Source organism: Micromonospora sp. NPDC049523 (assembly GCF_040676775.1).
In the GTDB taxonomy this organism is placed as follows: domain Bacteria; phylum Actinomycetota; class Actinomycetes; order Mycobacteriales; family Micromonosporaceae; genus Micromonospora_G.
This window is the reverse complement of sequence record NZ_JBFAPP010000033.1, coordinates 23,075-36,651: the sequence shown is the minus strand read 5'-3', so window position 1 is coordinate 36,651 and position 13,577 is coordinate 23,075. Positions and strand designations below refer to the sequence as shown.

The 13,577-nt window shown below is 72.0% G+C and carries 13 protein-coding genes; 4 read left to right on the top strand and 9 right to left on the bottom strand.

Translation table 11 applies throughout. The annotated features are described in order from the left end of the window. Positions 1–233: 233 nt before the first annotated feature. The 3 genes from AB0J90_RS32945 (at position 234) to AB0J90_RS32935 (ending at position 3,583) form a co-directional block, all read left to right on the top strand. Positions 234–1,316 (top strand): DUF5667 domain-containing protein, encoded by a 1,083-nt coding sequence (locus AB0J90_RS32945; protein WP_363602706.1) that lies wholly within the window; start codon positions 234–236, stop codon positions 1,314–1,316. Positions 1,317–1,535: 219 nt separating this feature from the next. Then, a complete protein-coding gene (locus AB0J90_RS32940) occupies positions 1,536–2,411 on the top strand; it encodes an HAD-IB family hydrolase (protein ID WP_363602704.1) in 876 nt (291 codons plus the stop codon). Continuing rightward, complete coding sequence (locus AB0J90_RS32935; RefSeq protein WP_363602702.1) at positions 2,408–3,583, top strand: hypothetical protein; 1,176 nt, start codon at positions 2,408–2,410, stop codon at positions 3,581–3,583. Before AB0J90_RS32940 ends, AB0J90_RS32935 begins: the two co-directional genes overlap by 4 nt. Before the next feature lie 9 nt (positions 3,584–3,592). On the opposite strand, the gene AB0J90_RS32930 is transcribed toward AB0J90_RS32935, so the two are convergent. The 9 genes from AB0J90_RS32930 to AB0J90_RS32890 form a co-directional block, all read right to left on the bottom strand. Next, on the bottom strand, positions 3,593–4,462 hold the full coding sequence (locus AB0J90_RS32930) for a lysophospholipid acyltransferase family protein (protein WP_363602738.1): 870 nt from the start codon (positions 4,460–4,462) through the stop codon (positions 3,593–3,595). Between the two features lie 35 nt (positions 4,463–4,497). Beyond that, positions 4,498–5,598: an NAD-dependent epimerase/dehydratase family protein gene (locus AB0J90_RS32925; protein ID WP_363602700.1), complete on the bottom strand. Its 1,101-nt coding sequence runs from the start codon at positions 5,596–5,598 to the stop codon at positions 4,498–4,500. Between the two features lie 123 nt (positions 5,599–5,721). Beyond that, the gene (locus tag AB0J90_RS32920; RefSeq protein WP_020520584.1) at positions 5,722–5,823 is read right to left on the bottom strand and encodes an AURKAIP1/COX24 domain-containing protein; all 102 of its coding nucleotides are present in this window, start codon (positions 5,821–5,823) and stop codon (positions 5,722–5,724) included. A gap of 252 nt (positions 5,824–6,075) precedes the next feature. Continuing rightward, positions 6,076–6,288, bottom strand: coding sequence for a helix-turn-helix domain-containing protein (locus AB0J90_RS32915; protein ID WP_121157347.1), 213 nt, complete (start codon positions 6,286–6,288; stop codon positions 6,076–6,078). Positions 6,289–6,483: 195 nt separating this feature from the next. Beyond that, complete coding sequence (locus tag AB0J90_RS32910) at positions 6,484–7,668, bottom strand: ABC transporter permease (protein ID WP_363602698.1); 1,185 nt, start codon at positions 7,666–7,668, stop codon at positions 6,484–6,486. Positions 7,669–7,797: 129 nt separating this feature from the next. Beyond that, a complete protein-coding gene (locus AB0J90_RS32905; protein ID WP_363602736.1) occupies positions 7,798–8,685 on the bottom strand; it encodes an ABC transporter ATP-binding protein in 888 nt (295 codons plus the stop codon). A gap of 5 nt (positions 8,686–8,690) precedes the next feature. After that, positions 8,691–10,106 carry an HlyD family efflux transporter periplasmic adaptor subunit gene (locus AB0J90_RS32900; protein ID WP_363602696.1) on the bottom strand — a complete coding sequence of 472 codons (1,416 nt, stop codon included), beginning with the start codon at positions 10,104–10,106 and terminating at the stop codon, positions 8,691–8,693. Between the two features lie 101 nt (positions 10,107–10,207). After that, the gene (locus tag AB0J90_RS32895; protein WP_363602694.1) at positions 10,208–11,533 is read right to left on the bottom strand and encodes a hypothetical protein; all 1,326 of its coding nucleotides are present in this window, start codon (positions 11,531–11,533) and stop codon (positions 10,208–10,210) included. 148 nt (positions 11,534–11,681) lie between these two features. Continuing rightward, the gene (locus AB0J90_RS32890) at positions 11,682–12,599 is read right to left on the bottom strand and encodes a proline dehydrogenase family protein (protein ID WP_363602692.1); all 918 of its coding nucleotides are present in this window, start codon (positions 12,597–12,599) and stop codon (positions 11,682–11,684) included. Between the two features lie 347 nt (positions 12,600–12,946). On the opposite strand from AB0J90_RS32890, the gene AB0J90_RS32885 reads away from it, so the two are divergent. Next, the gene (locus tag AB0J90_RS32885; protein ID WP_363602690.1) at positions 12,947–13,552 is read left to right on the top strand and encodes a CGNR zinc finger domain-containing protein; all 606 of its coding nucleotides are present in this window, start codon (positions 12,947–12,949) and stop codon (positions 13,550–13,552) included. Positions 13,553–13,577 lie beyond the last annotated feature (25 nt).

Below are 13,577 nucleotides of genomic sequence, written 5' to 3'. Positions count from 1 at the left end.
AGACGCGGCAACACCGATCACTCATCGTGATACTGCGACCGAACGGCCCGTAACCGGGCAGGCTTACCGGCCGTTTGTCCCGATGCGACGGGCGGTTGCCCAGGCAGACCGCCGGCCCGTCGGTCCGGCCGACTGATCGGCCACGGCCGCGCGGCCCGGATCCCAAGCCGCCGTCGCACGGTCGGCGACGATGCCGCCCGTACGGCCGTGACCAGCGAAGGGAGGTGCCCGCGGTGAATCTCGACCTGTTCCGCCGCTGGCGCGCCGAGCGCTTCGCGCAACTCCTCGACGAAGCCAACGGTGGCCGTCGACACCACATCCGTTCCCGCGCCGACGACGACCTTACCGAACTGGTGACGGTCGGACAGCGGATGCGTGGCGCACAGCAGTCCGTCGATGCCGAGGTCGACCCGGAGTTCCGTACCGGGTTGCGCCTGATGCTGATGGCCGCCGCCGAGCAGGCGGCGATCGACGCGGCGGCAGCCACGGATCCGAGCGCCGAGAAGCGTGCCCGGCGCGCCGGGCGCAGTCCCGTGCGCAGCGGTCAGCGAAGCCGGGCACGGGTCCGGGGCTCGGTCATCGTCGGCGTGGCCGTCGGCGCGATCGCGGTTTCCGGCATGTCCGCGGCCAGTGAGAACGCCCTGCCCGGCGACGCGCTGTACGGCGTCAAGCGGTCCACCGAACGGGCCCAGCTCGCACTGGCCAGTTCGGACCTGAGCCGGGGGCAACTCTTCCTCGACTTCGCCCAGACCCGGCTCGCCGAGGCGGTGGCGGTCCAGGGCGACGAGGCCGGCTTCGCGGCCGTCCTGGACGACATGGACGACGACACCCGCCAGGGCATCAAGCTGCTGAACACCTCCGCCGCGCAGCGCCGCGACGCCGCCGCGCTGGACGCGATCGGCAAGTTCCTGACCGGCCAGCGCCGGCAGATCACCGGGCTGCTGGGCGGGGCGACCGCAGCCGACAGCCAGCGGGTGGGTGACTCGCTCACCCTGCTCGACTCGATCGGCAAGCGCGCCGACCTGCTGCGTGCGGCGTTGCAGTGCGGCGCGGACCCGGCCGCCAGGATCGACAGCCTCGGTCCGTTGCCCCGCGCCTGCGGCACCAGCCGCGGCTCCGCCGGGGCGCAGCAGAATTCACCGCAGGACAATCGCCCCAGCACTCCCCGGCCCCCGAGCACACCACGCCCGGAGCCGTCGGCCGAGCCGGAGGTCGTGCCGAGCGCCACCCCGGACCGGCAGCTGGAACTCGGGCCGAACGCCAAGAAGCCGGTGTTCGACAGCACGACGCCGGTCGACGGCCGTCCCGCCGAGTGACGGTACGCCCGCGGGCACGTCAAGCAACCGCTGTGGGGTCCGGGCCTTCTGGTCCGGACCCCACAGCGTGTACGTCGTCGTTCCGAACACCGACGGCAACCGTCCGAACACTCTGCCGTGTCACCGGGCTCGGGCCACGAGTAGACGCCGCTCCGCCGCGCCGGTCCCGACTAGGCTCGCTGGAGGCACGGGACGCACCATCGAGCGGAGGAGGTCCGCGTGGCCCGGATCCGAAAGGTGACCGTCAGTACGGACGCGCACGGTCACACCGCCGGCTGGGCAGCGACGGAAACCGAGGCCGCCCGGGCGGCGCCCCCCGATCACGGCGCCGCCGCCTTCTTCGACGTGGACAACACGATGATGCAGGGCGCCTCCATCTACTGGTTCGCCCGCGGGCTGGCCGCGCGCAAATACTTCACCACCGGTGACCTGGCCCGATTCGCCTGGCAGCAGTTACGGTTCCGGCTGCTCGCGACCGAACACGCGGGCGACATGTCGCACGCCAAGGAGGCCGCGCTCGCCTTCGTCGAGGGGTGGCGGGTCGAGGATGTCGAGCGGCTCACCGAGGAGATCTTCGACGAGCTGATGGCGCCCCGGATCTGGGCCGGCACCCGAGCCCTGGCCCAACTGCACCTCGACGCCGGCCAGCGGGTCTGGCTGGTCAGCGCCGCACCGGTGGAGATCGGTCGGGTGATCGCGGCGCGGCTCGGCCTCACCGGCGCGATCGGTACGGTGGCCGAGATCCACGATGGCGCGTACACCGGGCGGCTGGTCGGGGACCTGATGCACGGCCCGGCGAAGGCCGACGCGGTGTGCCAGCTCGCCGCGGTGGAGCAGCTCGACCTGGCGCGCTGTGTCGCGTACAGCGACTCCTCCAACGACCTGCCGATGCTCTGCACGGTCGGCCGGGCGGTCGCGATCAACCCGGACAACAACCTCCGCCGAGCCTCGCGGATGCGCGGCTGGGAGGTGCGCGACTTCCGTACCGGTCGGAAGGCGGCCAGGATCGCCGTACCGTCGACGGTGGCCGCGGGCCTGCTGGCCGGCGCGGTGACCGCCGGGCTCGCGGTACGTCGCCGCAAGCAGGGCCGATGACCGCGCAACCGGCCACCGACACGGCCACCCCCACCACCACCGAGCCGATCAGCGGACCGGTCGGCGAACCGTCGAGGCGACACCGGCGCAGTGGGCTGGTCGGGCTGGTGGCGGCACTGGCCGCGGGCGGGGTGCTGCTCGCCCTGCCCACCGACGACCCGGACCCCGCGCCCGGTGCACAGGTGCGCACGATCGAACAGGTGTGGCCGGACGCCCGACCGGTGGAGATCCCGGCCGCGCTGTCCGACGGGCCGGCGTACAGCCCGGTCTTCTTCCTCGACGCGCGGGTCTCGGTCGGCACCGCGCCCAGCCCGGAGGGTACCCACCTGCGGCTGGTGCTCCGGGCCGCCGACGGCACGGTCCGCGAGCTGCGCCGGCTGCCGATCGCGGACGGCCCGCTGTACGCCGGATTCGCCCGCGACGGCGACGAGTTCGCCTGGGCCGAGTCGGTGTCCGGGGAGGACGGTCACGGGCGTACCGAGCTGTGGGCGACGAACCTGGCCACCGCCCAGCCGGCCCGTCGGCTCACCGCGGACACCGGCGACGTGGTCTTCTTCAACTCCCAGTACGACATGGTGATCAACTCCGGCCGGCTCTACTGGGCGTCGGTCGCCCCTGGCGAGGAGACGGCGACCGAGATCCGTTCGGTGGCGCTGACCGGCGGAGCGGTGTCCGTCCGTACCGAACCGGGCGCATGGTCGGTTTCCGCGTACCCGTGGCTGGCCAGCGCCGGCACCGGGACGAGCGGGCCGGTGCAGTTGCGCAACCTCGAACAACGCAAGGTGATCGAGGTCGACGCCACCGGCTCCGAACTGGTCACCTGCAGTCCGACCTGGTGCCGGGTGCTGGTGCTCGCCGCCGACGGTCCGGGACGGATCGAGCTGATGCGCCCCGACGGCACGGACCGGCGGCAGGTGGCCGGTGGGGTGGCGACCGCCGCGGTGATCGACGTCGCGGTGCTCGACCGGTTCGAGGTGGTCTCCCTGGCCGACGCCCAGCGCACCGCGACCGACAACCAGCAGTTGCTGCTGTACGACGTACGCGAGAAGCGGACCGTGGTGGTGAGCGACCGCACCGGCCTGGTGCTCTGCCGCGACGGCATTCTCTGGTGGTCGACCGGGGGCAGCGACATCACCACCTGGCACACGCTGGACCTGCGCACCCTGGAGTAGGGCCGGAGGTCAGGGGCCGAACGGGTCCGGGCGGCGTTCCAACAACTGGTGCAGCGTCTGCTGGATGGTCTCGCGTACCTGGTCGGCGAGGTTGAACACGACCAGCGGGTCGTCGGCCTGGTCGGCCATGCCCTCGGTCGAGATCGGTGGGCAGAACTCGATCAGCCACTTGCTCGGCAGCGGCACCAGACCCAGCGGCCCGAGCCACGGGAAGGTCGGCGTCAGCGGAAAGTACGGCAGCTTGAGCAGCCGGGCCAGCGGCTTGACGTCGGCGAGCATCGGGTACGTCTCCTCGGCCCCGACGATCGCCACCGGGATGATCGGGGTGCCGGTACGCAGTGCCGCCGAGACGAACCCGCCCCGACCGAACCGCTGCAGCTTGTAGCGGTCGGCGTAGAGCTTGCCGACGCCCTTGAAGCCCTCGGGAAACACCCCGACCAGCTCACCGCGGCCCAGCAGCCGTTCCGCGTCCGGGTTGCACGCCATGGTGCCGCCGGTCTTGCGGGCCAGTTCGGAGACGCCCGGCATCCGGAACACGATGTCGGCGCCGAGCAGGCGCAGGTAGCGGTGGGCGGGGTGCCGGTCGTGCAGCACCGCGGAGAGGATCAGCGCGTCCAGCGCGACGGTGCCGGAGTGGTTGCCCACCACCAGCCCCGCGCCGTCGACCGGCAGGTTCTCCACCCCGGTGACCTCGGTACGGAACCACTCCCGGTAGAGCTGACGCAGCAGCGGATGGAACACCCGGTCGGTCAGCTCGGGGTCGAAGCCGAACTCGTCGATCTCGTACTGGCCGGTGAGTCGGCGGCGGAGGAACGCCAGCCCGGAGGCGACCCGGCGGTCCCAGACGTCGCCCGGCTGGTCCGGCACCGAGGGCCCGATCGGCTCCGGCGCGGGCGAGCGCCCGTTCTCGCTTGTCAACGGTCACCCACCGGTGTCTGCCGGTCCGCGGGGTCGGCCACCGCGGCACGTACCTGGCGGATGCCGTCCAGGATCGCCCGCTCGGCGCTGGCGAGTTGGTCGGGCCGGACCACCGTACGGTCGGTGTGTCCGCCGACGAAGTCGTCGAACGCGGCGGCGGTCGAGCGCGGGGTGAAGCCGTACTCGGTGGTGAGCCGGGTGGTGTCGACGACCCGGCCGTGCACGAAAAGATCGACCTGGTCCAGGCCGTAGCGCCCGAAACCGAGGGTACGGGCGATCCCGGCCGCCCCGGACAGGCCGGGTTCGAGCACCGGTACGGCGACCCGCCCGGAGCGCCTGATCGCCTGGGACAGGGCGAGTACGCCCGGACCCGCGACGTTGTACGTCCCGCCGTGCTCCTCGGTGACCGACCGGTACAGCACTTCGAGCGCGTCCTCGATGTGCAGGAACTGCAGTCGCGGGTCCCGCCCCAGCACCGTCGGTACGACCCGCTGGGCGAAGTAGCGGGTCAGCGTCGTGTCGGCGGTGGAGCCGATGAACGGGGCGAAGCGCAACACCGTGGCGGTGACGTCGGGCCGGCGGCGGCGGAAGCCGCGGACGTAGCCCTCGATGTCCAGGATGTCGCGGGCGAATCCGCCGCGCGGTACGGCGTGCGGCTCGGTCTCCTCGGTGAAGACCGCCGGGTCACGGAACGACGCCCCGTAGGCGGCGGTGGAGGAACGGACCACCAACCGGCGCAGCCGGGGCGCTCGTTGGCAGGCGGCGAGGAGCTGCATGGTGCCGATGACGTTCTGTTCCTTCATCGCCGCCCGCCCACCGTGCTGCTGGTCGGGGGCGGTCACCAACGCGAGGTGGACCACCGAGTCGGCGGCCAGGTCGTCGATCACCGTGCCGACCGACGCGGCGTCGGCCCGTACCCGGTCGACCCCGTCGAGCAGGGGGGCGAGTTCGGTGGACGGGTCGGCGGCGTCCAGGCCGACCACCCGCTCGATCCGGGGGTCGGCGGCTAGGCGGGCCGCGACGTGGGCACCGAGGTAGCGACTGACCCCGGTTACCACGACAACCCCCGGTGCACCTGAGGTGCGGCCGGGGGTCATCCCACGCTCCTCGTCAGCGGGTACGGGCGTAACGGCCCGGACCACCGCGACCGTGTCACGGGTGCCTCCGAGGGTCGACGGGTGGCAAGTGGCGCCTTGAGCCGGGCAAACGCCCGGCCCAGGTCACTTGCCGAGCTTGCGACGCTGGACGCGGGTCTTACGCAGCAGCTTGCGGTGCTTCTTCTTAGCCATGCGCTTGCGGCGCTTCTTGACCACCGAGCCCATACGACAGCCCTTCCGATGCAACGTGCGGGTCGGCCCGGAAGCCATCGTCGGATGGCTCCGGGAACCGAACTGGACAACGGACCGGACCCGGCTGGTGGGTGTTGGACGCACCAAGGTGGGATCACGGTCGCGGTCCAGGGTAGCCGTCGCCCCTGCACAGGCCCAACGCGGCCCCATGCACAGCCGTCACGGCCCCGGCCACGACCACCCCGGCCTGCGCCGCCCCGGCGCCGGAGGGCGCCGCGGGCGGGATCAGGCCGTTTCTTGAAACGCCCCGCGCAGGTACTCGTGCACCGCGTGCTCCGGCACCCGGAACGACCGGCCGACCCGCACCGCGGTGAGTTCACCGGAGTGCACGAGCCGGTAGACGGTCATCTTGGAAACCCGCATCAGAGTCGCCACCTCGGCGACGGTCAGGAACCTGACCTCCGACAACCGAGCGTCGGACTGTGGTGATCCCGTCATGGCTCACCGACCCATTCCATTCCCCGGCGCGTGCCCCCGGGCGGGCTGCTCCCGCGCCACGGCGAGCAACGCGCGTGTTACCAGTACGGTAGCGGGACGGCTGTGACCTGCGCGATCCCTTCACGCTGTTGATCATAGGTAGTCAAGCTGCCACACCGCGCCGAGCAGGCATATTCCACCCGGTAGGGGACAGAATCATTCCGCCCGCAGGGCGATCACCGGATCCAGCCGTCCGGCACGCCGGGCCGGCAGCACCCCGAAGACGATGCCGACCACCGCCGAGACCCCGAAGGCCAGCACCAGCGACCAGCCGGTGACCGTGGCCGGCACCGGGGTGAGTCCGGCCACCAGCAACGCCCCGCCGATGCCGAGTCCCATCCCGGTCACCCCGCCGAGCGCGGTCAGCAGCACCGCCTCCAGCAGGAACTGCAGACCGATGTCCCTGGGCCGGGCGCCGACCGCCTTGCGCAGGCCGATCTCCCGGGTCCGCTCGCGTACCGAGACGAGCATGATGTTGGAGACGCCGACCCCGCCGACCAGCAGCGAGATGCCCGCGATCGCGGTCAGCACCCCGGTCAGTACCCCGAGGATGTCGCCGAGTACGCCGAGGATCTGCTCCTGGGTGACCGCACTGAACTCGGTGTCCGGGTGCCGGGCGGTCAACTCACCCACGATCCGGTTGCCCAGCTCCCTGATCTGCTCCCGGTCCGGCGCTTTCACCGCGATCCCGTCGATCCGCGTCGTACCGTAGAGCCGGTGCGCGGCGGTGATCGGTATGTGCACCTCGTCGTCCCGGTCCACGCCGAGACTCTGTCCGAGCGGTGCGAAGGTCCCGATCACCCGGAACCGCACCGATGCGATCGAGACCTGCTGGCCCACCGGGTCCCGGTCGCCGAAGAGCATGCCGGCCACCCGCGACCCGAGCACCGCCACCCGGCGCGCGGTGTCCACATCGGACGATCCGAGGTAGGCGCCCCGGTCGAGGTCACGGACGAAAACCTGCTGGGTGGTCTCCAGTACGCCCTGCACGGTGCTGAACGCGGAGTGGGTGCCGACTCGTACCGTCTCGCCGGAGGCGACCGTCGCGGTGACCTGACCGGCGTCACCGACCACCCGGGAGACCGCGTCGACGTCCGACAGGTCGAGCCGGGACACCGCTGGCGCGGCACCGAAGTCGAGCCGGCCGGGCACCACCACGAGCAGGTTCGAGCCGAGCCCCTCGACCTGCTGCTCGACCTCGCGCTTGGCACCGGTGCCGATCGCCACCAGCACCACCACCGCGGCCACGCCGATGATCACGCCGAGCATGGTCAGCGCGCTGCGCATCCGGTTGGCCCGCAGCGCGTCCCGTGCCACCCGCCAGCCCTCAGCCAGCCGCACGATCCACCGGCTCCGCCTGGTTCACCTGACGGCGAGCATCCGCGCGCCGCCACCGGTCCACGTCCTGCCGCCAGTCCACGTGCTGCCACCGGTTCACGTCCTGCCGCCGGGCCACGTGCTGCCGCCGGTTCACGTGCTGCCGCCGCGACGGGGCGTGGGCAGGGGATGCGAGGGACGAAGGCGCCCGGTGGCTCCGGCGGCGCCACCGGAGCCACCGGACGGGTGCCCCGACTCGCTTCCGGACGCGAACCGGGGCTCCGCGCTGGGAGCGGCGTCCACTATCTCAGGTGAGGAAACCGGGCCGACCGGCACGGGTTCGTCCTCGACGATCCGCCCGTCCCGGATGATGATCTGTCGTCGCGTACGGGCGGCCAGTTGCCGGTCGTGGGTGACCAGCACCACCGCCACCCCGCGTTCCGCGTTCAGCTCCTCCAGCAGGGCGAGAACGGACTCACCGGTGGCACTGTCCAGGTTGCCGGTCGGCTCGTCGGCCAGCAGTACGGCCGGCTCGGTGACCAGCGCCCGAGCGATCGCCACCCGCTGCTGTTCGCCACCGGAGAGCTGGTTCGGCCGGTGCCCGAGCCGGTGGCCGAGCCCGACCCGTACCAGGGTTTCGGTGGCCAGTGCACGTCGCTGCCGCGCACCGAGTCCGCGGTAGACCAGGGGCAGCGCGACGTTGTCCACCGCGCTGGTCCGGGGCAGCAGGTGGAACGACTGGAACACGAAGCCGATGGTTCGGTTGCGCAGGTTCGCCAGGTCCGGGGCGCTCAGCGTGCCGACGTCGCGGCCACCGATGCGCAACAGTCCGGCGGTCGGCCGGTCCAGGCCGCCGAGCAGGTGCATCAGGGTCGACTTGCCGGACCCGGAGGGGCCGACGATCGCGACGTGGTCGCCGGGCGCGATCCGCAGCGACACGCCACGCAGCGCCGCCACCTCGCCCCCACCCAGGTCGTACGTCCGGGTCACGTCGATCGCCTCGACCGCTGGCTCGGCCGCGGACCCGACCGTGGTCCCGATCCCGGTCAAGGGACCTGCTGTCCGGTGCGGACCCGGTCGGTGCCGTGTACGACGAGTTGCTGTCCGGGCTCCACCCCGTCGAGGATCTGCACCAGCTCGGCCCCCTCGACGCCGACGGTGACCGGAACCCGTTCCGCTCGACCGGCGCGGACCAGCCACACGTTGTCCCGCCCCTCGGTGGAGAAGACGGCGGCGGCCGGCACGGTCACCGCGTCGTCGGCCTGGCGTACCCGCAGGTGGGCGACGGCGCTCATGCCGGGGCGCGGTACGGGTGCGGGGCGCCCGTCGGGATACCGCCCGTCGGCGAGCGCGAGCCGGACCCGGTAGCTGACCCCGGCCCTCGCCCCGGCCGCCGGCAGTACGTCGACGGCGTGCACCCGGGCGTCGTACGTGGCGCCGGTTGCGGCGTCGAATTCGACGGTCGCCGCGAGTCCGGGTGCGACCAGCAGTACGTCGGTCTCGTCCACCTCGGCGACCAGTCCCAGTTGGGCGAGGTCCACCACGGTCATGATCGGTGTGCCGGCGCTGACCCGACCGCCCACCGGTACGGCTCCGTCGACACCGGGCACCGCCGGGTTGGCCAGTGGCCCGAGGCCGCGTGACGCTCCACTCGCGCCGCCCGCGCCGCCGGTGATGCCGGCCGCGCCGAGCAGTCCGGTGAGCGCGTCGGCCGGACCGGTGTCGTCGGCGGTGCCGCCCAACTGGACCACGCCGCCGACCGGTGCCCGCAGGGTGAGCGCGTCCGCGGTCGACTTCGCCAGGTCGTACGCCTGCTGGGCCTGGACCCGCTGGGCGGTGCCGAGTGCGCCGACCGCCGCACCGAGTTGGGCGACGCCACGCTGCGCGGCGCGTACGGCTTGGTCGGCGGCGCGGGCGGCGGTCTTGTACTGCTGTTCGGCGGCGCGGATCTGGGCGAGTTGGGCGTCCCGGAGTCCGGGTTCGGTGATCTTCCCGGCGGCGTCCCGGGCGGCGGCGAACGCGCGGGCGGCCGCCTCGTCGGTGACGCGTTGGTTCCGCTTCAGGTCGCTGCGCCGGATACCGCCGCCAGCGGTGCCCCGACCCGCCCGCTTGGCCGCGTCGAGTGCCTGCTCGGCCTGTTCGAGCCGACTCCGGGCCACGGGCGAGTCGACCACGGCGAGGATCTGGCCGGCGGTGACGGTGTCGCCGGGGGCGACCCGCAGGTCGGCCAGGACGCCGTCGGCGGGCGCGCTGAGCGTCGCCACCGCCCGGGCGGTGACGCTGGCGGGGGCGTCGACCAGTTCGGCGACGCTGGCCCGTGCCGCGCTGGCGAGCGTGACCGGGGCGGGCTCTTCGCCGCACGCGGCGGCACCGAGGCTGACCAGGACAACCGAGCCGACAACAAGGGCAGGCAGGAGGGGCCGCGACGCTGCGTACACGGGCGGCGACGGAACGCGACTCACGGCCTCATGCTACGAGCAACACCCCTGGTACGAGCACCGCGACGCGCGGTACGGCCGACCCCGGCCCCGTCAGCCGCGCCGACTCGGTTCCTGCTCGTCGATCAGCGGGCGACGCTGCGGGCGTACCCCACGCACTCGTTGTGCAGGGCGCTCCAGTCCACGCCGAACGCCTGTTGGGCGGCGTCTCCCACCGAGCGCCCCTCGTGCACCACCGACTTGTAGAAGGCCAACAGGTCCTCCTCGCCGAACCGGTCCACCAGGTAGCGGACGGCCAGGTAACCGACGCCGTAGCTGCCCGAGACCCGCCAGTCCTCCGCGCTGTCGGCCGGCTCGACCGATTCGAGCTTGCCGTTCCAGCCGCCGCCCGCGGCGAGCAGCCGGGTGACGTCGCCGAGTCCCTCGTACTGGGCCACCGGGCGGCCACCGGCACCGGCGTACTCGGCGATGCCCTCGACCAGCCACCAGTTCTCACTGCTGGCGTAACCCCGCCCGGGCAACGAGGCGGCGTGTGTCATCTCGTGCCGCAGCAGGTCGTCGACGGCCGTACGGTGCAGCCCGTCGCCGTTGAGCACCACGTCGAACCGGTCCCCGCCGATACCGACCGCGTAACCGCCGGTCCACGCCGGCCGACCGCCCCCGTACCAGAGCTTCCATTCGGCGGTGGGTGCATAGAAGATCCGGTAGACGTCCGGCCGGGTGCCGTCCACGGCGTACCGGTCGGCCACCACGGCCGCCTGTTCAGCCGCCTTGAGCAGGTCGGGCAGCTTGTCGCGTACCGTCTGCGGAACCGCGACCAGGGTCCGGGCGCCGATGCCGACCGCGAGGTCGGTGACCTCCCACGGCCTCGGTCCGTCCGTTCCGGACATCGACGGCTCGATCGCGGTCAGCCTCGGCTGCGGGCGGACGTCGTCCCACCGGGTCCCGATCGTCACCGGACCGGTACGGCAGTCCGTCAGCACGAAGCAGTGTCCGATGGTGACCAGGACCCGCCACTCGCTGGTGTTGCTGTTCATCCGGGTCGGCCGGCCGTTGAGCGACGGATGCCAGGCGGCGACCTTCATCGACCGGAGCACCCGGAACTGCCGTTTCAGGTCGGCGGCCGCCGGTGACGCCGGATCGGCCACCGCGAGGAAGCCCTGCTCGTCGCCGCGCAACAGCGCCTGCGCCTGCTGCTCCAGGAGGTCATCGATGCGTTCACCGAGCCAGGCCGCGGTGACCTCCACCGGGTCGCCGGGCTCGGGGCTGGCCGCGGGCGTCGCGCTGGCGGCCGTGTCGGGCAGGCTCGCCGGGTCCGGCATCCGGGCGATCAGCACCGCTGTCAGCCCGGCCGGCACCCCGCAGAACAGCAGCACCCCGACCACACCGAGAGCCACCCACAACGGCCACCGCCACCGGCGCACCGGCCGCGTGTCCACCCCGTCGATCACCCACGGCAGAGTACGACATCCCCCCGTACGTCGGATGCCCGCATATCCCCCGTACGGCAATCATCCGTACGCACCAGCATCCACGCCGCGCCGCCCTCCACTGTGGAGGGACGACTCGGCTTCCTCGGTGTCGCCCGGAGGCTGGGACTCAACTCCGGGAGAGCAGGGCGCGGGCGAAGAAGACCAGGTTCGCCGGGCGTTCGGCGAGGCGGCGCATCAGGTAGCCGTACCAGTCGCTGCCGTAGGGCAGGTAGGTCCGGACCGTGTGCCCCTCGCCGGCCAGCCGGATCTGCTCCTCCGGGCGGATGCCGTAGAGCATCTGGAACTCGAACTCGTCCGGCGAGCGGTCGAACCACCGGGCCCGGTCCTGGCCGATCGCGATCAGGCGCGGGTCGTGGGTGGCGAGCATCGGGTAGCCGTCGCCGGAGAGCAGGATGTTGAGGCAGCGGACGTACGACTTGTCGACGTCACGCGACGACTGGTACGCCACCGACTCCGGCTCCTTGTAGGCCCCCTTGCAGAGCCTCACCCGGGAGCCGGCGGTGGCCAGTTCCCGGCAGTCCGCCTCGGTCCGCCGCAGGTACGCCTGGAGTACCGCACCGGTCGACGGGAAGTCCTTACGCAGCCGCGCCAGGATGTCCAGGGTCGAGTCGGTGGTGGTGTGGTCCTCCATGTCGAGGGTCACCGTGGTCCCGGCCGCCGCGGCGGCGGTGCAGATCGCCCGTACGTTGTCGTAGGCGAGCTTCTCGTCGAACTTCTGCCCGAGGGCCGAGAGCTTCACACTGACCTCGGCGGCCGGGGTCAGGTCGGCCCCGGTGAGCACGGTCAGCAGGGTGAGATACTCCTCACGGACCGCGATGGCCTGCTCGGGGGTCACGGTGTCCTCACCGAGGTGGTCGAGGGTCACCGCCAGCCCACTGCCGACGAGTTCGCGGGTGGCACGGAGTGCGTCGTCGGTGGCGGTGCCGGCGACGAATCGGCGTACGACGTCCCGGGTGTACGGGGCCGTCTCGACGAGCCGCTCGACCCGGGATGACCGGGAGGCGGCGAGGATGACCGAGCGCATGCTGGGAGCGTAACGTCCGCCGCCGGACCGGAACCGGGCAGCGGGCAGGTCCGATCCGCCGGGCGGGGGTTCGGACCCGTTCCCGGCCGGCCCGGGACAGCTCCGTGGAAGTTGCGACTTTCGCACAAGGGACTACTCGCCGCGCCATGAGAACTTTTTCCGGAACACCCATATCTGTTGCCGGCATTTCTCGATTCGTCACCGCGGATGACGGAGTATGTCGTCAACCACCGGGTCCGGCGCAGGTCAGGCAATCACAAAGTGAAAGCCTTATCACTGATGCCAACCTGGTCCTACGGCACTGCGGTCACGCGCCACTTCGGCCACGAATCGTCTACGGTTGTCGGGTGAACTTCGACGCGTACGCCCGGACCGGAGTTGACCTTGTCAACGCGCGCCTGGACGACCTCGACGACCTGAAGGCGCTCTTCGCCGACGAAAACCTCTGGATGCGCGACGAGGTGGCCGAACGCGACGTGGCGATATTCCGCCGCGCACAGAAGCGTCTGCGTGACGTCTTCGAATTCGGCACCTCCGGCCGTGACGCGGCCGCGGTGACCGAACTGAACTCGCTACTGGAGACCTTTCCCGTGCAACCCCGCATTTCCGGGCACGGATCCAGCGACTGGCACATGCACGTGACCAGCCGGGGTGCCTCGGTCAGCGCGGAGTATCTGGCCGGCGCGGTCTGGGGTCTTTCGGTCTGGCTCTGCGAGTACGGCAGCGCCCGCTTCGGCGTCTGTGCCGACGACCGCTGCGGCAACGTCTACCTGGACACCTCGTCCAACTGCTGCCGCCGGTTCTGCTCGGAGCGCTGCGCCACCCGGTCGCACGTCGCCGCCCACCGGGCCCGTAAGCGGGCTGCGGTGGAGGGGGCGGTGCAGGCGGCGGCCGTACCCAAGCCGAGCGTCCCCAAGTCCGCCCTCCCCACCCAGTCCCTGACCAAGGTCTGACCCACCTGTCGGTGGTTCTGCGTGC

Coding starts and splice junctions, on each gene's coding strand:
- AB0J90_RS32935 (WP_363602702.1), top strand. CDS start 2,408: ATGACCGCGCAACCGGCCACCGACACGGCCACCCCCACCACCACCGAG.
- AB0J90_RS32925 (WP_363602700.1), bottom strand. CDS start 5,598: ATGACCCCCGGCCGCACCTCAGGTGCACCGGGGGTTGTCGTGGTAACC.
- AB0J90_RS32920 (WP_020520584.1), bottom strand. CDS start 5,823: ATGGGCTCGGTGGTCAAGAAGCGCCGCAAGCGCATGGCTAAGAAGAAG.
- AB0J90_RS32915 (WP_121157347.1), bottom strand. CDS start 6,288: ATGACGGGATCACCACAGTCCGACGCTCGGTTGTCGGAGGTCAGGTTC.
- AB0J90_RS32890 (WP_363602692.1), bottom strand. CDS start 12,599: ATGCGCTCGGTCATCCTCGCCGCCTCCCGGTCATCCCGGGTCGAGCGG.